Source organism: Mesorhizobium sp. B2-3-7 (genome assembly GCF_006442695.1).
Taxonomy (GTDB): domain Bacteria; phylum Pseudomonadota; class Alphaproteobacteria; order Rhizobiales; family Rhizobiaceae; genus Mesorhizobium.
Window position 1 is genome coordinate 41,621 of sequence record NZ_VFVV01000002.1, and the last position, 19,630, is coordinate 61,250.

Consider the following 19,630-nt stretch of genomic DNA (forward strand, 5'->3'; position numbering starts at 1 on the left):
TTTCACCGCACCGCGGCGAGACGCCTGCGGTCGGCGCCGAGCCGGGCCAGCGCCAGATAGGCGCTCATGTAGGACGAGACCATGCGCTCGAGCGAAAACCGCCGGCGCGCCTCGCTTCGGCACGTCTCGGCATCAAGGCTGGGTGCCGCGACAATTGCTTGCGCCATCTCGTCGACATTGTTGACGATAAAGCCGGTCTTGCCGTGCTCGACCACTTCGGGAAGCGCACCATTTGGAAAGGCGATCACCGGTGTGCCGCAGGCGAGTGCTTCCATCGCGACCAGCGAACTGGTCTCGGCGGCGAGGCTCGGAACGACCAGGCAGCGTGCTGCATTGAGCAAGCGCCGCTTGGCGATGAAGCCGAGCGGACCGAGGAAGCGGCGCCGACGATCGAGGCGAGGTTCGACCTCATCGCGAAAGTACTGGGTATGCGTCTCGTAAGGATAGACCCGCCCGCCGATGACCAGCGGCACATCAGCCTGCCTGGCGGCATCCAATGCCAGGTGTATGCCCTTTTCCGGGCAGATGCGGCTGAGCACGACGGCGAAGTCGCCCCTGGGCCGCGGCTGGTTCAGCGCGTCGATATCGACACCATTCGGGATCGGGGCAACCAAGCTTGCGTCCGGCGGTGCGGTTCTTTGCTGGGCTGACGAGACGGCGTGAAGCCAGAGATCGTCGCGCCCTGGGCGCAGCGCCCCGGCCGGGTACCAGTCGAGCGGCAGGTGAAGCGTCACCAGGGTCGGACCGTCGGCAGGCAGGTAGGCGTCGAAGTCGATGCCATGCAGGTGAACCACGTCGATCGGCCATTGGGCGCGGGCAGCGGCGATCGCGGCGCGATGGGACTCCTGTGCCCGGTTTTTTGCTGACTGGTCGAGCACGCCGGCTTCGGCGGGCGTTTCCACCAGAATGCCGCTTGCACTGGAACCCTGGCAGCCGATGACGATGGATCGGTGACCGGCGCGGGTCAGGGCCTGATCGAGCATTGACAGCACCTGCTCGGCGCCGCCAACGGCGTTCGGTCCCACCGGCGCGAGAGGATAGGCAACATTGAGCACTGTGAGCGTCATGGCCGGTCGAGCCGGAGCGCCTCGTGAGCACGGGCGCTTGCATGCAGCCAGGTGCCGGGCTCGAAGCCCAGCGGCAGCGATTCATAGTAGAGCCTGCCATCGTTGGGCAGCTTCAGGAAATCATAGGTCGGCGCCAGCCGGAAACGCTCGGTGCGGGTCGAGAACGGCGCCAGCGTCCGCTGCTGCGTCAGGTGGCTGGCCAGCATGCGCTGCTTTTGCTGAAAGGCCGCTTCGGTCAGGCAGACCTCTATGCAATCACTGCCGGTGCCGCTGGCGAAATCCTGAAATACCGGGCCGTCCGGGCCAGCCGAATAAAAGGCCATTTCGATGACGGTGGGCACGGGCCGGCGGTCACGGCGCAGAAGATGGCAGGCCGCGTGAACGGCGAAAGCGGTCGCGTCGTGGTCGGGATGGCCTCCCTCGAAAGGATGTGTGCAGACGAAGCGGATGTCGGGTTCGCAAACAAGGCAGGCGAGTTCCTGCGCGAGCGCCACGAGATTCGCCGCAGCCTCCTTGTCGGGATAGCCAAGAGCGGTCAGGCCCGATGGCGATATGCCGGCCGCGGCCAAGGCTTCCGTCAGTTCCGCACGGCGGGCATCGGCATAGTCCTGCCATGTCTCGAAACCATGCGCTTGCGCGTCGGCAAGATCGCGTGGTGCTCCGTCCGTGACATGGACGATGCGGCATGACCGCAGTCCGGCAAGATGCCCGCCGATGCCGATCGTCTCGTCGTCCGGATGCGCGACGACGACCATGATGGCGGAGCCATGTGCTGCGTCACTGCCCGTCAACAGGGCCGCGAATTCGCCCAGGGTTGCCGACGGTTGATGCATGGGGGCCTCACGCTGCCGAGGCTCGCCGCTTCGACGTGGAAGCCACGCCGGGCGCGTAGCGGCGGATCATGGTTGCACAGAATTCGGCGAATTCCTCCGGCACCAGCGGCGGACTGGTGTGGTGAGGCATCATCCCGCGATGCTCTGGCGTGAAGCAGAAGGTGACGGTCACGTCGAAATCGGCGAGCGCTTCCATCTGTCGGTCGAACCAGTTCAATGCATTCGGCCTGAAACTGTCGGCCCAGGAAAGTCCGGTCCGCATATTGGTGACCCCGAGCCGCTTCATCCAGGCGACGGCGTCGTCCAGCCGCGGGTCCTCGAAATGAAACCACTGCACCAGCCCCATCTCGGGCGTATGGCGCAGGAATTCCTCCAGTGCCGGTTTTGGCGTGCCGTCCTGGCGCAGCAGCCCCATATGGAAGTGACGATAGTAGGAGGAGCCTTCCGCTTCGCGATGGCGCGTTGTTGCTTCCCATTCGCGCGGGAGATCATAAAGGCTGTACCACTGGATGCGCGGAGCGTTGCCGAGCAGCAATTCAGCGGTGCGCCTGAGGCCCCAGACCTGGATCTCGTCGGCGCCGAAGGTCGATACGCCAACTTCGCTGACCCAGATCGGGAGATCGGTGACGGCCGCGATCTCACCGATCTTCTGTGGCCATTCCTGGATCTGCCACAGGTTCCAGTCGAGCGGAAAGCCATGCACCGCGACGGCATCAACGTGGTCCAGCAATCTGAGTTCCTTCATGCGCGTGACGAAGCCGGGGTCGATCGGAGAGATGCCGCCGAGCACCTTGGTCAGGGCCGGGTTCTCGGACGCTATCGCATCCGCCGACAACATTGCCATGGCGGCGAAGCGGCTCCAATCGGGGTCGAGCTCGGGATCCCAATGCGATTTGTTGTTGGGCTCGTTCCAGATCATCGCGGCTTCAATCATGGATCTGTCCTTTCGACGGGTAGACGGCGCCGCCGCCGGCCGGATCGCCGGCGGAACGGCAAAAATAAACCTCCTGCTCGGGGTGCAAAAAAATCTCGAAGCCGGCGCTGCGCAACATCGCTTCGGTGCAGGCGCGGTTGGGAATCCACCAATTGGTCGGATCGTCGGCATATCGATGTTCGATGAAATGCAGTTTCGGAAATTCCGGCCGCTCGAACAGGTCGTGCGTCCAGAAATGATAATTCTGCTCAAGCGCAGGCAGATCGGCGCTGCCGCGTTGCATGGACTGGAAGATCATCAGGTCGCCGGCGACATGCCCGCGGATCAGGTCGAGCGCGAGCAGGGGATGGCGCAGGTGGTAAAGAACCCCCATGAACAGCACGATGTCGAATGTCTCGCGCAGGGCGCCGACGTCATAAACCGAAAGCTTCTGGAACTCGATGTCGCAGTCCGCGATCTCGGCGGCAAAGCGCGCCTGTGCCAGATAGGCCTCGTCGAAATCGATGCCGAGGACGCGACCGGCGCCGCGCCGTTTCATTTCGATGGAATAGAAACCGGCATTGCAGCCGATATCGAGCACGGACTTGCCGGACAGGTCGGCTGGAATGGCATAGGCGAACTTGCGCCATTTGACCAGCGGGTAGTTACCGAGAAAATGGTCCGGAGCAGTTTCGACGCCGGCCAGTTCCATGTTGTGGAACCATGGGCCGAGGGCATCGATACGGCGTTGGATTTCAGCATGGGAATGCAGCATGGCTAAGCTCCTTCGCCCGGAACGGCATGCGAATGTGCAGTAGGCGCGATCATCGTGGGCCGGTGCTGTTTGGACGCAGCATCGTCGTCGAGCAGCCGAAGGGCCGCGCGATAACCGTTGAAAGTGCCGACATCGACGTAGGCGGCCCCTGCCTTCACCCCATACGCCTGACCGCCCGCCGTCAGGTAGGCGTTGATCAACGTGCCGATATATTCGTCATAGCAATCCCGCTCGCGCCAGAGTGCCGCGAGCTGGTGCAGGACATGGCCCGGCATCTTGAACGCGCCCCATATCCAGTTCGTCGCCGCGTCCTGCCGCTTGACCTGGATTTCCCGCACCCGGCCCTCCTCGTCGAGAACCACGGCATCGAAGAATTCCGGCCGATCCACCGGGAAGAGCAGGAATGACAGCCGGTCGTACGGCAGACGGCAGAAGCCGTCTTCGGGAAACCAGATCGTATCGGGAAGCCCGATCAACACCGTCTCGTCCGGTGCGACGAGGGGTGCTGCCCGGAAGATGGCGTCGCAAAGGCCAACAGGGTTGGGTTGTACCACGAACAGAGCGGTCGCCGCTCCGTAGCCCGCGGCATAGTATTCGAGAATGTCGGATTTACCCGATCCGATGATGAAACAGACCTTGTCGACGCCGGCGCGCACCATCCGCCGCACCAGGTACTCGCTTACGGCACATGGGCGCTCTGTCTGTCCATCGATCCGGCTCCCGACCGGCAGCAGCTCTTTCGAGAAGCCGAGCGGTTGAATGCGGCTGCCGCGTCCGGCAGCGGGCACGATGCCCAACATCAGACTGCTTCCTTCATCGGTTCGCCGGCCGACCTCTGCAAGGCTTCGTTCAGGATGCGATCCAGTTCCGCCGCGCGCCGCGTGGATGTGTGTTCGTCCAGAACCCGTTCACGCGCACGGCTTCGAATTGCATCGAGCTCGTGCGATGGCAGTTTGAGCGCCGCGATTACGTCGTCTGTGTCGTACGCCAGCAGGATCTCGCTACCGGGTTCGAAGAAACTGCTGAGGCCCGGCCAGGTGTCGGTGACGATCGGCACGCCGCATGCCGCTGCTTCGAACAGCCGGCCCGAAGGGCACCACCCCTTTTGCGCCATCGCCTCGCGCGTCACATTCAGCGTCAGGCGGGACGACGAAAAGAAGGCTGGATGATCTGCCGGCGGAAGATGCCTGACGAAGAAGATGTTGTCGCTCCACGGGAATTCCTGTGGATATTGTGCACCGCCGATGATGAAGCGGTGGTCAGGCAGGAGTGCGGCCGGACGGACCAGCAGTTTCTCGACGCCGGCCTGGCGATCTGCCGCATAGGTCCCGAGATAGGACAGATCGCCCGCAAATTCCGGCCTAGGTACTGCCGGCCGGTGTTGGTCGGGATCGACGTGGCCATAGAGCGGCACCACGTGGCGTGCACCGAGGACCGACTTGAGTGCATCGATTGCCGAGCCGCCCGTGTAACTCAGGACGAGATCGAAATCGGCAAGGCCCTCGGGCCCGAAATAGGGTGGGCGTTCACCTTGATCGAGGCGCGCCAGAGTGACCGGAGTGTCCAAGTCGTAAAAGACGCGCAGCCCGCGGCATGCCTGCTGCGCCAGGCGCGAAGCGTCCACGGCGTCGGGACAGTAGGAGGTAATGATGACGACGTCGGATTGCTTGATCGTCTGCTCCGCGACCCTCCGGATGTCCTCCCAGTCGGGGTAGAGCACGATATTGCCGCCATCCAGTTGATCGAGGTCCCGCGCACCGGCATAGTAGGGGGTGTTGCGCTCGAAAAAGGTGATGGACCAGCCGTGCCGGGCCAGCGCGCGGATCAGGCCACGCCACAGGGTGGCGTGGCCGTTTCCCCATGAAGACGTGACGGTGAGACCGAAAATGACCATCTGCATCCGGCAAGTCCTCGTCAGGCAAGTTCGTTCAGACGGATGAGCTTTGCTCCCCAGTCTCCGGACACGATCGTCGTGATTGAGGCGGGGTCGATATCGAAGCGAAAACTGTCGCCGACGGGCAGACCAAGCACATGGCAGATGGCTGCCTTGATCACGTCGGCATGGCTGATCAGCGCGACGCATTGATTCTGATGCCGCTCGCGAGCCTGATCCATCAGCGAGACGATACGCTGTTGGACATCCAGCATGGTTTCGCCGCTTGGGGTGCTTGCTTCCTGCCGCCGGCTGTTCCACGCCTGCCAGCCGGCATCGCCGTTCAGCTCCTCGAACGTCTTTCCCGACCAGATGCCGAAGTCGATCTCGTCGAGTTCGGCGCAGATCGCGATTTCGCCGACATTACAGGCAGTCGCGATCGGCTTGGCGGTTTCCTGCGTGCGCTCGCGTGGGCTGCACCAGATAGCGGCAATCGGCTCGCGGGCCATGCGGCGGCCAAGATGCGCCGCCTGAGCCCTGCCGGATTCGCCAAGGCGAACTCCGCCCATCCGTCCGGCCAGATAGGAGCCGACATTGTCGTGTGCCGCGTGCCGGATCAGGAAGAAGGTCGTCGTCATTCCGCGGCATCGAGCATAGGCTCGTCCCTGCCTGTGATGAATGCGAGCGTGCGCTGCCGAGCTTCGGCATCGGTGAACTGCTCAGGCGGAGACTTCATGAAATAGCTGCACGGACCGGTCAGCGCGCCGGCGATGCCGCGGTCAAGCGCCAGCTTGGCGCAGCGCACGGCGTCGATGACCACGCCGGCCGAATTGGGCGAATCCCAGACTTCCAGCTTGAGTTCGGCGTTGAGCGGCACTCCACCGAAGGTCGTGCCTTCAACCCGGATGTAGGCCCATTTGCGATCGGTGAGCCATGGCACATGGTCACTGGGGCCGACATGAATGTTGCCCGGCTCCAGGGGAACATCGAACTGGCTGGTCACGGACTGCGTCTTCGAGATCTTCTTCGATTCCAGCCGCTCGCGTTCCAGCATGTTGAGGAAATCGGTGTTGCCGCCGAAGTTCAACTGATAAGTGCGGTCGATGCGGACGCCGCGCTCGCGGAAGAGATTGGCCAGCAACCGATGCACGATTGTCGCGCCGACCTGGCTCTTGATATCGTCGCCGACCAGCGGCAGCCCGCGTTCCTCGAAACGCAGGCGCCATTCGGGCCGTGACGCGATGAAAACCGGTATGCAGTTGACGAAGGCGCAGCCGGCCTCGAGGGCGCATTCGGCATAAAAGCGCGTCGCTTCCTCCGACCCCACCGGCAGGTACGAGACGAGCACATCGGCACCGCTGTTCCGCAGGATTTCGCTGACATTGGCAACCGGCTCCGGCGCTTCCTCGATTTCCGTGCGCAGATATTTGCCGATGCCGTCCAACGTGGGGCCACGCTCCACGCGAACCCCGGTTGCAACCGCATCGGCAAAACGGAACGTGTTGTTCGGGGCGCTGTAGATCGCTTCGGCCACGTCGCACCCGACCTTGCCCTTGGCGACGTCGAACGCACAGACGACCTCGATGTCATCGACGTGGTACCCGCCGAGATCGGCGTGCATCAGCCCGGGGATCGGCTCGTTGCCTTTTGCGTCTCGGTAATAGGAAAGGCCTTGCACCAGGGAGGATGCGCAATTGCCTACACCGACGATACCGACACGAACTTTCTTCGATCCCACGAAACTGCCGTCCTGTGCTGTCCAAGGTAAGTTCCTGGGCCCGAACCGTCAGCTTGCCGGAATGTTCCTTGGCATGTGGAAAAATTGCGCGCGGCAGGATGGATCAAAGCCGCGCATGCCGCGTTGGCGCACGGCGAGCTTGGAATCGGTGGATGATCGTCTACGGCGACCACAAACGAACGGAAGACGCGCGACAGCTTCGCGAGGCTGCAAGCGAAATGGCTGAAAGCCTCGATTGCAGGCCCTGCGGCATTCAACGCCACGCTGCGCTGGTAGGGTTGTTCGTCAAGGTCTCGGAACTGGTCCAGGCACTGGCCGACGTCGAGTTCGAGGCCCGCGGCGGGGACACCCCTTCGCCGAGGCAGCGGCAAGGTGCCAAGCTGCTGGTCGGCCTTGCGGCGGAAGTGGCGAGGTCCTGGCGAAGCGGCTTCACAGTGACCGGCGCCGTCGATCCCATGCTGAGGCATATGCTGGCCGCGCTCGACTGCCGGGGCAAGGTTCTTACCGGCACGGCCGAGGGATACGCGCATTATGCGCTCTATCCTGAAAGCTATCTCGGCGCGGCGCGGGCATCAGGCCTCGACGCGAATACATGCGTCATCGGCATCCGCAGCATTGGCCTCGGGCTTGCCGCCCTGGTCGCCGCGGCGATCGACGCGCCGGTACCCATCAGCGTGCGCCCGATCGGCCATCCTTTCCGCAGGTATGTCAACGCCGACCCGGAATTGATCAGCGCCTGGAGGGACAAGCCCTCGGCTTGCTTCGCTGTCGTCGACGAGGGCCCCGGCCTGTCGGGCAGTTCGATGCATGCCGTCGTCGCATGGCTGCGGCGGCTGGGCATCGATAGGGATCGCATTCACCTGTTCCCCAGCCATTCCGGCGGCCCAGGTGCCGAAGCCTCTAAGGAGGTTCGTGAGACATGGTCGGGTTGCCGCAAACATGTGGCGCGGGCCTTCGAACGCACCTTCCCGGGCGGCGCGCAAATGCCGACGCTACGCGATTGGGTGGCGGAGGCTGCCGGCAGCCCGCAATTGGCCCTGACCGAAATATCCGCTGGAGAGTGGCGAAACCTCCACTACGCCGAGGAGAGGCTCTGGCCGCCGAGTCAACGCGGCATCGAGCGGCGAAAATTCCTGGCGTCCGCGGGACGCGATCGGTGGCTCGTCAAATTTGCCGGCCTCGGTCAAACCGGGCAGCGCAAGATGCAAACCGCGGAGATGCTGCACGAAGCCGGCTTCGGACCGCAGATCGTCGGGCTTTGTCACGGTTTTCTGGTTGAACGGTGGGTCGAGGGAAAGACAATGGATCAGGTAAACCTGTCCAGAGACAGGCTTGTCGCGGAGCTCGCACACTATCTCGCTTGGCGTGCGGCCAATCTCAGAACTCCGGAACTGGGTGCTGGATTGCCGGAACTCGCTGAGATGGCCGTCCACAATGGCGCCGAAGCCCTGGGTGAGCGGCGCGCGGCGGAGCTGCGGAACTGGTTCTCGAAGCGTGCCCCTGCGCAAGCGCTGCCACGGGTCGAGATCGACGGAAGGCTTCACCCGTGGGAGTTTCTCGTTTGTGCCGACGGGACGTTGATCAAGACGGATGCCGTCGATCACTGCCGGGGACATGATTTGATCGGCTGCCAGCCCATAGAGTGGGATATTGCCGGCGCTTGCGTCGAATATGGATTTTCCGACAGCGAGCTAGCGACGTTGGTCCACCGCATGGAAGCCGGGGAGCGGCTCAATATCGATACCGGCCTCATTGACTGTCTCGAACCTTGCTACCTGGCGTTTCAACTGGGACTCTGGGACGTTGCTGCCCGATCCGAGCATGGCCCGGAGAAGCCAAGGCTGGTAGCTGCGGCAACGCGGTACAAGAAAGGGCTGCTACGCTTCCTGGAGAGGTCCGGGCCGTGACGATCAGTCCAGTCTCCGCAGCATGTCCGCTTCGCGTTCGAGAATGGTGGCCACTTCCTCGCGCTGCAGATGCGTCATCATTAGGCTGACGCAGCACTCGAGATAGGTGATGGAGGCCCGTCGCAGAAAGGCAGCCGTCTCTCTTTCCGCAATCTGCTCGATATCCTTTGCGGATCGTTTGGGTTGCACAGGTCCGTTCTCCATAGCGGGATCTCATCGTCAAACCCCGAGCTTGCCAGGATGTTCCGCGCAATCCGCAAAAGTGCGGCAGGAGGCATGACCGTGCTTGAGCGGTCATACCGGAACACGTGGCTGCGGCGGCCTGGCCTCAGGCCGGAAGGTTCTGCAACCTGCCCGATCTTGCGTTTGTCGCAATAGCTGTCATCCGGCCGTCGATCCCGCTGGTTTCGAGATTGGAGAAGTATCCGATCGTCTGCATCAGCCCTTGCCTGAGCGGCACTTTCGGCGTCCAGCCGAGCAGCGCCTTCGCACGCGAGATGTCGGGCTGCCTCCGGCGGGGATCGTCTTGCGGCAAGGGCAGGAATTTCAGATCCGATTTGGTTCCGGTCATGTCTCTCACCATGGATGCCAGTCGCATGATGGTGAATTCTCCGGGATTGCCCAGGTTGACAGGTTTTCCGGGATTGGGGTCGAGATCCATCAGGCGCATCATACCTTCGATCAGATCGGAGACGTAGCAGAAGGACCTTGTCTGCAACCCATCACCGAATATCGTCATCGAGCGCTTCTCAAGCGCCTGCATGATCAGGTTCGAGACGATGCGGCCGTCGGCGGGGTCCATCCTGGGACCGTAGGTATTGAAGATGCGAGCCACGCGAATATCGGCTTTTGCTGCTCTCAGATAATCGAAGCAAAGCGTTTCGGCGGTGCGCTTGCCTTCGTCGTAGCAGGCGCGCGGGCCGGTGAAGTTCACATGGCCAACATAGTCTTCCCGTTGCGGATGTTGTTCCGGGTCGCCATAAACTTCACTTGTCGACGCCTGCAGGAATCGCGCATTGTTGCGGGCGGCGAGTTCGAGCAGGTTGAGCGTTCCGATGACGCAGGTGCGTGTCGTGTGTATCGGATCGGCCTGGTAGCGCGGCGGCGAAGCAGCGCATGCCAGGTTGAAAACGCGATCGACCGGCTCGCCGAGGTTCAGCGGCCGGCAGATATCCTGCTCGATCAGCCGGAAGCGCGGCTGGTCCATGATCGAGACGATGTTGTCCATGCGGCCGGTAAGGAAATTGTCGACGCAGATCACACGCCAGCCGTTGCGGAACAACGTTTCGCAAAGATGCGAGCCGAGGAAACCCGCGCCGCCGGCGACAAGCACTGTCTTCGCCCTTCGCGCTTTTCTTGTTTGCCGCATCGCTGTTTTCTCCTGTCTTTCAGTCATGCTGCGGTTCCGATATCGAGATCGATCATCGCCGCTCTCGGTCGTGTCAGCAGCGACACGAATTCGCGGGCCCTGGCCGCACCGGTATGTGCTGCCAGGACGAGTTCGCGCGCCCGGCCGGCCATGGCGAGCCGGGCGCGCTCGGATTCCCTGAGCAGGATATCGACGATGTCATCCGCCTTGTCGGCCGTGCGGATCGCCGAAGCAGGAAAGAAGCTGTCGAGACCCGGCCAGCGATCGCTGATAATCGGCGTGCCGCAAGCGGCAGCCTCGAAAAGCCGTACGCTGGGCGACCATCCGGCGGCGATCATCGATCTGCGCGTGACGTTCAGCGTGTAGCGCTGGCGGCTATAGAATGCGGCATGGTCGGCCGGCGGCAAATGTTCGATTCGTTCGACATTCTCAGGCCAGACGATGTCGGACGGATATTGCGAGCCGGCGACGACGAAACGGCGCTCCGGCATGCGCCGTGCGGGCTCGAGCAACAGCGCGTTGAGCGTTGCCTGCCGGTCGGTGCTGTAGGTGCCGAGATAACCGAGGTCCCAGCCGACTGGGTCGGCGGTTCGGTGATGCCGTTGCGGATCGACCGAACAGTAGAGCGGTTCGGCACGGCGCGCACCGAAATCCTGCGCCAGTCGGCCAAGCGTCGGCCCGCCGGTGAAGGAGAAATAGACATCGAAATACGGAATCTGGCGCCGACTAAGATAGTCGCATTCATCCGTCGAAAGCTTTGCCAGGGTCACCGGCGTGTCGATGTCATAAAAGCAGAGCGCCCCTTTGCAGAGCGCCGCGGCAATGTCGATGACCGCGCGCCCCTCCGGAACGAAGGACCCGACGACCACGACATCGGCCTGTTGCAGGCGTCGTGCCCAGTCCTGTTGTAACTCCTGCGTCGTTTCGTAGTAGCGCAGAGTGCAGAAATCGGGATCGCGCAAGTCGCGGTGATTGGCATACCACGGCACGTTGCGCTCCAGGAAGGTCACGCGGTGACCGAGTTCATGCAGGCCTTTCAGCAGGCCTCGAAATGTCGTGGCGTGGCCGTTTCCCCAGGACGAGGAGAGGGACAGGCCGAGAAAGACGATGTTGAGCCGCTTGGTCATTACGCCGCCTCCACGGTCCCGCGCTCGAAGTGCCGCCTCAAGACCGTATCGGTCACGGCCGCTCTCATGGCGTAGGTATGTTCACCGCGGACGCGGCGCAGCGCGGACGCGCCGATCGCCTTTGCCCGATTGGGGGTCAAGGTGCGCATGATTTCGGCGACATCGCCGCCGTCGCGCGCGACCAGGATCTCCTCGCCGGGTTTCAGGAACAGTTCGACGCCCAGCCACGCATCCGTGATGAGGCAGGCACCGGCGCCCGCCGCCTCGAAAACCCGGGTGGCGGGCGAAAAGCCGTTTGCGGCCATGCTGTCGCGGCTGATGTTCAACACGGCCTTCGGGGTGACGTTGAAGGCGTTGTGGTCGCGGGTGCCGACGTGGCCGAGCCAACTGACATTGCCGGGAAGCGGCTTGTCGCCCCAGCCCGATCCGCCAAGCAGGAAACGCTGCTCCTGCAAACGGCTGGCCGGATCGAGAAAAAACGCCTCGACGCGCGCCTCACGGTCCGGCAGCCGGTTTCCGAGGAAAGCGAGGTCGCAAGCAAAACGCGCCTGACTGGCGACTGGATAATGCGTTTCAGGATCGAGCGCATTGTAGATCGGCACGCATTCCTTCGCTCCCATGGCGCGATAGGCCCAGACCACGGGGTCGCCGCCGCCATAGGTCAACACAAGATCGATTTGCCGCAGCGCGGCATGCAGCGGATGGTCCGGTTCATCGCGCAATTGGCCGAGCGTCGCCGGAGCATCCACGTCCCAGAACACGACGAGCGCGTCAGGACGCGCGTGATCGAGCACGGCGCGCAGCAGCGCCTCATCCTCGAAACCGACGCCGCTCGCCTTGACGACGATATCCGCCTCGGCGGCGCACGCCGCCACCTGCATCAGCGCGTGCTGGGTCGCCTCGTACACGACGACGGCGCACCAATCCGGCGCCTCGATGTCGCGGTTGTTCCGGCGGTCATAGACGTCAGGTTCATAGAAGGTGATTTCGTAGCCGAGTTGGGAAAGCCCCTTGAGCAACCCACGGTAATAGGTAGCGGCGCCGTTCCAGTAGGACGACAACAGGCTCGATCCATAAAAAGCGATCTTCATTCAGCAGCTTCCTTTGCGGCGGTCGGATTGGTGATGTGTTGAGGTCCGCATTCGGCGAGCACGCCGAACAACTCGTCCACGCGGTGCCGGCATGTGTGCCGCAGGCGGATGGTCTCGAGACCAGACGCCGCCAGGGAGGCAGCGAAATCCGCGTCGCCGAGTACGGCCCAGAGGTGTCGCCGCATCTGGGAGCCATTGTCCGCGAACAGGAAATCGACGCCTGGCCTGAACAGTTGCTCGGTGTCGGACCACGGGGCCGAAATCAGCGGAATGCCGCAGGCGAGCGCCTCGAACACGCGGATGGTCGGAATGCCGGGCAGGCCTTCCCGATAGGGGCGGCGCGGAACATGCACCGTGACACGATGCGCTGCGAACGCCTTCGGCACGTCGGCATTGGCGATCCAGCCTTCATGGCGCAGGCCGGCGGCTGCGAGATCGGCGAGCGCCTGCCTGGGGTAGCGCACGCCATGAACGGTGGCATCGAGGCCGAGTTCGTGCACCGGCTCGATCAGAAATTCCTTGAGCTCCGCGGTACGCTCGTCGTCGCCCCAGTTTCCAATCCAGATCAGATCGGAGGTCGGGCGGATCTCAGGATGCGGTCTGAACAGGCGGTCGTCAGCCGCCTCGTGCCAGGTGAAGACGCGTTTGCCCCACCCGGCGCGCAGGTAGCTCTCGCGCAGGGCTTCGCCAAAGGCGAGGACGCCGTCGTAATGCTCCAGCCGGAGCGCCGAGATCGCCTCGGTCGCCGACACGGCGCGGTGGTGGGTGTCGTGAAACAGGAGGATAAAGTTGCCGCCGTTGGCCCTGGCGCGACCAAGGCGCGCGACGAGGTCCGGCTCGGTCCATTCATGGACGACCACCACGTCCGCATCGGCGATCCAGGCCTCGTGGTCGAAGCCGGCATCGTAGGTCACCGGCATCAGCTCGGGGAAATCGTTCCTGAAGCGCTCGATGGCGAAGGAGCCCTTCTCGGCCAGCAGATTCGAGCGGCTCCAGCCGTCCGCCGGCTCCAGCGCGATCGCCTGATGCTGGCGCGCGACCAGCTCCCGCATGACGCCGCGCAGGAAATGTGCGTTGCCGTGGTTCCAGTCGGAAACGACCGAATGGGTATAAAACAGAAAGCGCATGATCAGCGCTCCGCCATCGCTAGGGCCGCTTTGTCGTAGACGTCGCGCATGGCCGTTGCCTGCCTCGCCAGCGAAAACCTGCGGCTCCGGCGCAGGGCTGCCCGTCCGAGCTCCCGCCTGTGCTGCGCATCCGCGGAGAGACGGTTGATGCAGGCGGCGAGGTCGTGCGGGTCGCGCGCGTCGTAGAATAACGCGGCCCCGTCCCATAACTCGCGGTAGGTGGCGATGTCGGATAGAACCAGCGGCGTCGCCGACATGGCCGCTTCCAGCGTCGCCAGGCCGAACGGCTCGTAGAGCGATGGCGACACGAAGATTCCGGCGCGTGCCATCAGGGAGCGCATCTCATCATGCGGTAGCGCTCCGAGAGCGACGGCATGGCTGAAGCCGGCGCGCTGGCCGTCCGGACCTAGCGTGGAACCGGCTGCAAAGACGGGCCATTGCGTTATCGACGCGGCCTGGTCGATCACCGCGGCGTTCTTGGCTTCATCCCACCAGCGGGCGGCGGCGAAGACGAGCGGTTGACGCTTTTCGGCTTTCGCTACCGGGCGGGCGCCGTTGGCGACGACATTAAGATGCGCGATTTGTCCATAGCAGGTTTCGAGCATGCCGGCGTGGCTGTGGCTCGGCGCGATGACGGCGTCGGCCCTGTCGAAGCCGCGCCTGTTGCGCTGCCTCTGCCAGTCCCATGCTCTGTCCACCGCCTGTCCCTTGACGGCATGGAACCATGTGACCACGCAGGAATGCGAGACCACCACGACAGGGCAGGGCGCATCGAGCCCCACTGCCTGCGTCGGCGCATTGAGATGAACAAGGTCGATGGCGTGGTCACGAATGGGCGCATGCAGCTCCCCCGGCAACGCATCGAGGTCGCTGGCATTGCGGGTCATCCAGTCCGGCGGCGTGTTCAGCCAGCTCAGTGTCGCCAAGGACTGTGCTTCTTCGGCCTGTTGCGTGGATGGTTCCGGACCGAGACCGGCGAGCAAAACGCTGTCCCCGCCATCCACGAATTCCCGCGCCAGATCAAGCGCGTACCGCCACACGCCGCCCACGGCATCGACCGTCATCAAGATGCGCCGCGAACGCGGGGTCAGTGTCCGCAACATGTCGCCTCCAGTTCCGCCAGCGGACGCGGGCGCTTCTCCTGGATGTCGCTGAATTTTTGGAACGAGGCGAGATAGTGTTCATGCGCGCGCTCCCACGCGATGTCATCGGGCTCGCCCCAAAGCTCGCGATAGCTGGGCGAACTCGGGTAGGGATAGAGCGGTACCGGCTCATTGGCCCATACCCCGTTGTCGATCAGGTGGTTTCGCCAGTAGTCGACCAGGGCAGGGTCATCTTCGACCACGCCGATCAGATTGGCCTGGACGAACGGAACATGGCGTCTTGCATCGACGAGCAGCGCGGCGAGTTCCTCCGTGCCCAGGCGGCAGCGCTTGGCCAGCATGGCCCGGCCCTCCACTGTCAGGCTTTCGAGGCCCGCTTCGATTGACACGCAACCGGCCGCGCCAAGCAATTCCAGCAGTTCGGGCTTCCACAGGTCGATGCGGGTCTGTACGCCGAATTTCACGTCACGGTCGACCAGTGCCTCCAGCAAGGCTTTCTGCGGCAGGAAAATCTCGTCGATGAAGTAGATATAGCCGACACCTTGGGCGATCAGCCGGTCTATTTCCGTCACGACCGCCTCGTGATTTCGGCGGCGATAGGCATCGCGGAAATCCATCTTGGCGCAGAAGCTGCAATTGTAAGGGCAGCCGCGCGACGCCTCGACTTCCGCGCCGAACCCCACCTGGTGGTCGTCGAACCTGTGATGGTGGTGCGCGTGCGCGGCGATCCAGTCCGATGGCCATTCGAGCGGCGGATGGTCGATGAACGAACTGGCGTGGACGCCGCCGTTCGAGATCAGCCTTGCTTCGCTAAAGTAGGCGGTTGACGACACCGCACTCCAATCATCGCGCCGTGCAAGGTCGGCCACGACCTCCTCGCATTCGCCGCGCACGATGATGTCGACGCCGAGCTTGCGCAGCGTTGGCGCCGGTGTCGCCGAGCCATGCGGCCCGACCGCGACGGTGCGCCCGCCCCGCCCGGCAAGGCGGTTGAGAAAATCGGCCGGCACGCGCAATTCCGGCGGCGCGCAGCGCCAGAACAGATAGGTCGGCGCGGTGGTGACGACCGTCATTGCCGGCGCGAACTCGGCCACCCGTTCGGAAAGGCTGGAATTGTCAAGCTTCTGAAGCTGTCCGTCCAGCATCAGAACCTCATGGCCAGCCCGTTCGAGCAAGGCTTTCGAGTAGCCGAGTTCCAGGGGTAGATGCGGTTGGCGGCAGCCGAAATAGATGCTGTCGTCGTAGGTCCAGAATGGGTTGACCAACGCGATTTTCATGCGACGTACCTCTCGGCTTCGGCGTGGGGTTCGAGCCGGTGACGCTGCAACCATTCGGCGAGGTCGCGGATGCCTTCGCGCCACGAAACATGCGCCGTCCAGCCAAGCGTGGTTTGCATCTTCCTGGTATCGGCGACGAAGAAGGGCTGGTCGCCCGTCCGCTCTGCCTCATAACGGATCGACAGTGCTCGATCCGTCAGGGTACCGATCTCGCTCAACAGCATGCGCAGGCTGAGCGCATTTTTCGGTCCGCCGCCGAGATTGAACGCCTGGCCCGTGATCGTCTCGATCCGGTCGAGCACGGCCCTGTAGGCTGCAACCGCATCGGAGACGTGCAGGATGTCGCGCACCTGCCTGCCGTCGCCGTAAATGGTTATCGGCCGCCCCGAAAGCGCGCAAAGCAGGAAGTGCGCAACCCAGCCCTGGTCCTCCGTTCCGAACTGGCGCGGACCGTAGATGCAGCTCATCCGCAGGACCGCCGTCGGCAAGCCATAGGACTTGGCGTAGTCGAGCACGTACTGGTCGGCCGCGCCTTTGGAGCAGCCATAGGGTGTGCAAAAGTCCAGGCTGCGGCCCTCGCCGATACCCTCGGTGCGGATCGCAGGGTGGCAGGGCACATAGCGCTCGCCCTCCGGGCGAACTGCGATGTCGGGGAGGCTGCCGTACACCTTGTTGGTGCTGGCGAAGATCACCGGGATGCGTTCGCCGCTCTGTCGCGCCGCCTCCAGGACGTTGAAAGTTCCCCTAAGGTTAATGTCGAAATCCTCGCCCGGCCGAACCAGGCTGGTGGTAACGGCGGTCTGCGCGGCCAGGTGGAATATGGCTTTCGACCCCGTGAGGGCCGAAGCCAAGGCGTTGGCGTCGCGCACATCGACAGTTTCCACGGTGAGGCGGCTTCCATGCTTGTGCGACAACCATTCAAGGTTCTGTTCGACACCGGGGCGACTGAGATTGTCGATCACCAGCACCGGCTCGCCGTCCGACAACAGGCTGTCGGCGAGATTGGACCCGATGAAGCCGCTGCCGCCGACGATGGCGACAGGTGCTTCGCGACGATTGCGTCTACCCGGCTTCATGACACCAGCCCGCGTTCTTCGAGCTCGCGTTTCATGTCGGCGCCGCGATCGATGGCAATCGTGTTGCGCACCCAGGAAACGAAGTCGCCGAGGGAATTCTCCAACTGCCGCCCTGGTTCGAAACCCAGCAGTTCGCGCGCCTTGGAAATGTCGGCGAAGCAGTTGCGAATGTCACCGGAACGCGCTTTGCCGAGCAGCTCGGGCGAGCGGTCCGGCGTTCCCATGGCCTCGGCCAGCAGCCGCGCGACATCGCGGATCGCATAAGCCCGGCCGCTTCCGATGTTGATGACGTGGCCTTTTGCCTGGCGTTGCTCCAGTGCCAGGCGAAAGGCGCGGGCGACGTCACGTACATGAACGAAATCGCGCTTCTGCTGGCCATCTTCGAAGATCATCGGCCGCTTACCGTTGGCCAGACGCGAGGCGAAGTTGGCCAGCACGCCGGTATAGGGGTTTGAAAGCGCCTGTCCGGCGCCGAAAACGTTGAACAGGCGCAGCGCCACCGCATCGACGCCATAGGCTTCGCCGAAGATCAGCACGGCGCGTTCCTGGGCATATTTCGTCAATGCATAGATGGAGGCGAGATCGATCGGCTTTTCTTCGTCTGTCGGCAACGGCGAGAGAGGTTCACCGTCCGCCGACAAGGGATCCCACTGTCCGCCTTTGAGGTCGTTGGCCTTGCGCCGGGCGTTGCCGACGCGCCGGCCGTCGGGCGTGGCATACAGACCTTCGCCGTAGACGCTCATCGAAGACGCGACGACGATCCGCTCGACCGGGTGCTTGATCAACACCTCGAGCAGTGTTGCAGTGCCGAGATCGTTGGCGCCGACATAGCGGGCGATCTCGTACATGGATTGGCCGACGCCGACTTCCGCAGCCAGGTGAACCACCCCGTCGACGCCCTTCAGCGCCTTGGTGACGGCTTCGCGATCGCGCACGTCGCCCTTGATCAGTTCGGCTCCAGCGGGAAGGTTGACCGCTTCGCCGCCATGCACCTGATCCAGCAATGCATCTAGGATGCAAACCGAATAACCGTGATCGGCGAATTCTTGTGCGACGTGGCGACCAATGAAACCACAGCCCCCTGTGACCAGTATACGTTTCACGACAACTCCTCGGACTGGTGACCTCGGCGCCCCCAACTTCTCGGCAAAAGCTTTGTTCCCTGCGCATCAACAAAGTTCTCCTGGCGGTTTCATTCGACAGCAGGCGCATCGCACCACGCGACGGGTGCTGGAACATTGCCTGCCGTGTGCTGTTAGGACGCTCAACAGTTGCCGCGGTGCGTGCGCGGCGAGAGAGCTGGCTGAAAGGAGATTTCAATGTCGCAATCGCAGACGACCACCAATCACGAGGAGATTCGCAAATGGGCCGAGGAGCGGAACGGCCGGCCGGCAGTGGTGCGAACCAAGGGCGAGGGCGGCATCCTGCGGATCGATTTCGGCGAGCCCGAGGAGGCATTCGAACCAGTCGAATGGGATGAGTTCTTTCGGATATTCGATGAGAACCGTCTGGCTTTTCTTTACCAGGCCAACACCGGCGGCGGGCAAACCAGCCGTTTCAACAAGTTCGTCGAGCGTGACCAAAAGGGCTGACCGAGGGCCGGCTGGCGATCAATCGGAAACCTGGTTCGGCTCAGTTCAGAAGCCTTGCGCCGCCGGACTTTGCCAAATCGCGCATGATGGCGTTAAGCCAGTCTTCGGTGGACTGGCCGATCCGCCTTTGGTCGATGTCACGGATCGCTCGCTCGAGCGTCCTTTCGACAAGCCGGTCGGAGGCTTCCACATCCCCCAGCAACAGACGTGCCGCAAGCCTGAGCTTGGGCAGGAGCGAAAACACGTCATCCGGCGAACTTGGCACAAAGCCGCTCGCCTCAGCCGGGCCTTGCGGCGGGAAAAGGGCGTTGAATACAGCCCCGCTGCCCGAGGATTTTCGCAGGTTGCTGGCATGCCGGAGATGTTCGGGAATGGCGATATCGCTGTCACCGCTGAAAAACACGAACGGGACGCCGCGGCGCATCAGTTCGTCCGCGATCGGAAAGACACGTCGCCCGTTGAGGTTGACGTCGAGGATGGCAGCCTCGGCCGATTCAGTGTGCAATGATGCTTGTTCGACCGTCGCTGCCGGTCCCAGGATGATCGCACCCATATTGCTGAAATAGCGGGCGAGATCTCCGGCTACCATCCATTCGTCTTCGACGATCAGAAGATGCACCCCTTGCAGATCGCGCACCCGGTCATCCTTTCTCGAGCAGTATCTGGTGGAAACAGTGTCGCCGAGCCTGCTGGCGTTTCGGCACGAGCCCGGCAATTCCACGCCGCTGACTCCATGTGCGTCGGGAGCTTTGTTTCAGATGG

At 63.2% G+C, this 19,630-nt stretch carries 20 protein-coding genes; 2 read left to right on the top strand and 18 right to left on the bottom strand.

The features are described from left to right. Window positions 1-2: 2 nt before the first annotated feature. From FJ940_RS04095 to FJ940_RS04130, 8 genes are read right to left on the bottom strand one after another with little or no spacing between them, the layout of a single operon-like run. Complete coding sequence (locus FJ940_RS04095; RefSeq protein WP_140623804.1) at window positions 3-1,067, bottom strand: glycosyltransferase family 4 protein; 1,065 nt, start codon at window positions 1,065-1,067, stop codon at window positions 3-5. Further along, window positions 1,064-1,900 (bottom strand): PIG-L family deacetylase, encoded by an 837-nt coding sequence (locus FJ940_RS04100; protein ID WP_140655441.1) that lies wholly within the window; start codon window positions 1,898-1,900, stop codon window positions 1,064-1,066. Before FJ940_RS04100 ends, FJ940_RS04095 begins: the two co-directional genes overlap by 4 nt. 7 nt (window positions 1,901-1,907) lie before the next feature. Beyond that, window positions 1,908-2,834: a beta-xylosidase gene (locus FJ940_RS04105; protein WP_140497390.1), complete on the bottom strand. Its 927-nt coding sequence runs from the start codon at window positions 2,832-2,834 to the stop codon at window positions 1,908-1,910. Next, a complete protein-coding gene (locus FJ940_RS04110) occupies window positions 2,827-3,588 on the bottom strand; it encodes a TIGR04290 family methyltransferase (protein ID WP_140497392.1) in 762 nt (253 codons plus the stop codon). Before FJ940_RS04110 ends, FJ940_RS04105 begins: the two co-directional genes overlap by 8 nt. Before the next feature lie 2 nt (window positions 3,589-3,590). After that, window positions 3,591-4,388, bottom strand: a complete 798-nt coding sequence (locus tag FJ940_RS04115) for a sugar phosphate nucleotidyltransferase (protein WP_140655444.1) — start codon at window positions 4,386-4,388, stop codon at window positions 3,591-3,593. Further along, window positions 4,388-5,488, bottom strand: a complete 1,101-nt coding sequence (locus FJ940_RS04120) for a glycosyltransferase (RefSeq protein ID WP_140497396.1) — start codon at window positions 5,486-5,488, stop codon at window positions 4,388-4,390. Before FJ940_RS04120 ends, FJ940_RS04115 begins: the two co-directional genes overlap by 1 nt. 14 nt (window positions 5,489-5,502) lie before the next feature. Beyond that, window positions 5,503-6,099: a histidine phosphatase family protein gene (locus tag FJ940_RS04125; protein ID WP_140515201.1), complete on the bottom strand. Its 597-nt coding sequence runs from the start codon at window positions 6,097-6,099 to the stop codon at window positions 5,503-5,505. Continuing rightward, window positions 6,096-7,199: an inositol-3-phosphate synthase gene (locus FJ940_RS04130; RefSeq protein ID WP_140515202.1), complete on the bottom strand. Its 1,104-nt coding sequence runs from the start codon at window positions 7,197-7,199 to the stop codon at window positions 6,096-6,098. Before FJ940_RS04130 ends, FJ940_RS04125 begins: the two co-directional genes overlap by 4 nt. Window positions 7,200-7,666: 467 nt before the next feature. Between FJ940_RS04130 and FJ940_RS04135 the strand changes: the two genes are divergently transcribed. Beyond that, window positions 7,667-9,106, top strand: a complete 1,440-nt coding sequence (locus FJ940_RS04135) for a hypothetical protein (RefSeq protein WP_246670973.1) — start codon at window positions 7,667-7,669, stop codon at window positions 9,104-9,106. 3 nt (window positions 9,107-9,109) lie between these two features. Here FJ940_RS04135 and FJ940_RS04140 read toward each other — a convergent pair whose 3' ends face one another. The 9 genes from FJ940_RS04140 to FJ940_RS04180 all read right to left on the bottom strand — a co-directional run bounded on the left by FJ940_RS04140 (window position 9,110) and on the right by FJ940_RS04180 (window position 18,379). Next, window positions 9,110-9,295, bottom strand: coding sequence for a hypothetical protein (locus FJ940_RS04140; RefSeq protein ID WP_140497402.1), 186 nt, complete (start codon window positions 9,293-9,295; stop codon window positions 9,110-9,112). A 139-nt stretch (window positions 9,296-9,434) separates the two neighbouring features. Beyond that, entirely contained in the window at window positions 9,435-10,475 is a 1,041-nt protein-coding gene (locus FJ940_RS04145; RefSeq protein WP_140497404.1) for a UDP-glucuronic acid decarboxylase family protein, read from the bottom strand. Between the two features lie 23 nt (window positions 10,476-10,498). After that, on the bottom strand, window positions 10,499-11,602 hold the full coding sequence (locus FJ940_RS04150; RefSeq protein WP_140655449.1) for a glycosyltransferase: 1,104 nt from the start codon (window positions 11,600-11,602) through the stop codon (window positions 10,499-10,501). Next, window positions 11,602-12,693 carry a glycosyltransferase gene (locus FJ940_RS04155; protein ID WP_140655452.1) on the bottom strand — a complete coding sequence of 364 codons (1,092 nt, stop codon included), beginning with the start codon at window positions 12,691-12,693 and terminating at the stop codon, window positions 11,602-11,604. Before FJ940_RS04155 ends, FJ940_RS04150 begins: the two co-directional genes overlap by 1 nt. Next, the gene (locus FJ940_RS04160; protein WP_140655454.1) at window positions 12,690-13,820 is read right to left on the bottom strand and encodes a glycosyltransferase; all 1,131 of its coding nucleotides are present in this window, start codon (window positions 13,818-13,820) and stop codon (window positions 12,690-12,692) included. Before FJ940_RS04160 ends, FJ940_RS04155 begins: the two co-directional genes overlap by 4 nt. A gap of 2 nt (window positions 13,821-13,822) precedes the next feature. Next, on the bottom strand, window positions 13,823-14,923 hold the full coding sequence (locus tag FJ940_RS04165; protein WP_140628907.1) for a glycosyltransferase family 4 protein: 1,101 nt from the start codon (window positions 14,921-14,923) through the stop codon (window positions 13,823-13,825). Beyond that, on the bottom strand, window positions 14,908-16,200 hold the full coding sequence (locus tag FJ940_RS04170; protein ID WP_140497414.1) for a TIGR04295 family B12-binding domain-containing radical SAM protein: 1,293 nt from the start codon (window positions 16,198-16,200) through the stop codon (window positions 14,908-14,910). The genes FJ940_RS04165 and FJ940_RS04170 overlap by 16 nt, the downstream gene beginning before the upstream one ends. Next, window positions 16,197-17,276: an NAD-dependent epimerase/dehydratase family protein gene (locus tag FJ940_RS04175; protein WP_140561678.1), complete on the bottom strand. Its 1,080-nt coding sequence runs from the start codon at window positions 17,274-17,276 to the stop codon at window positions 16,197-16,199. The genes FJ940_RS04170 and FJ940_RS04175 overlap by 4 nt, the downstream gene beginning before the upstream one ends. Further along, window positions 17,273-18,379 (bottom strand): SDR family NAD(P)-dependent oxidoreductase, encoded by a 1,107-nt coding sequence (locus FJ940_RS04180; protein ID WP_140628910.1) that lies wholly within the window; start codon window positions 18,377-18,379, stop codon window positions 17,273-17,275. Before FJ940_RS04180 ends, FJ940_RS04175 begins: the two co-directional genes overlap by 4 nt. A gap of 216 nt (window positions 18,380-18,595) precedes the next feature. Here FJ940_RS04180 and FJ940_RS04185 point away from each other — a divergent pair, with 216 nt between their 5' ends. Next, window positions 18,596-18,868 carry a hypothetical protein gene (locus FJ940_RS04185; RefSeq protein WP_140497420.1) on the top strand — a complete coding sequence of 91 codons (273 nt, stop codon included), beginning with the start codon at window positions 18,596-18,598 and terminating at the stop codon, window positions 18,866-18,868. A gap of 40 nt (window positions 18,869-18,908) precedes the next feature. On the opposite strand, the gene FJ940_RS04190 is transcribed toward FJ940_RS04185, so the two are convergent. Then, the gene (locus tag FJ940_RS04190) at window positions 18,909-19,505 is read right to left on the bottom strand and encodes a response regulator (protein WP_140497422.1); all 597 of its coding nucleotides are present in this window, start codon (window positions 19,503-19,505) and stop codon (window positions 18,909-18,911) included. Window positions 19,506-19,630 lie beyond the last annotated feature (125 nt).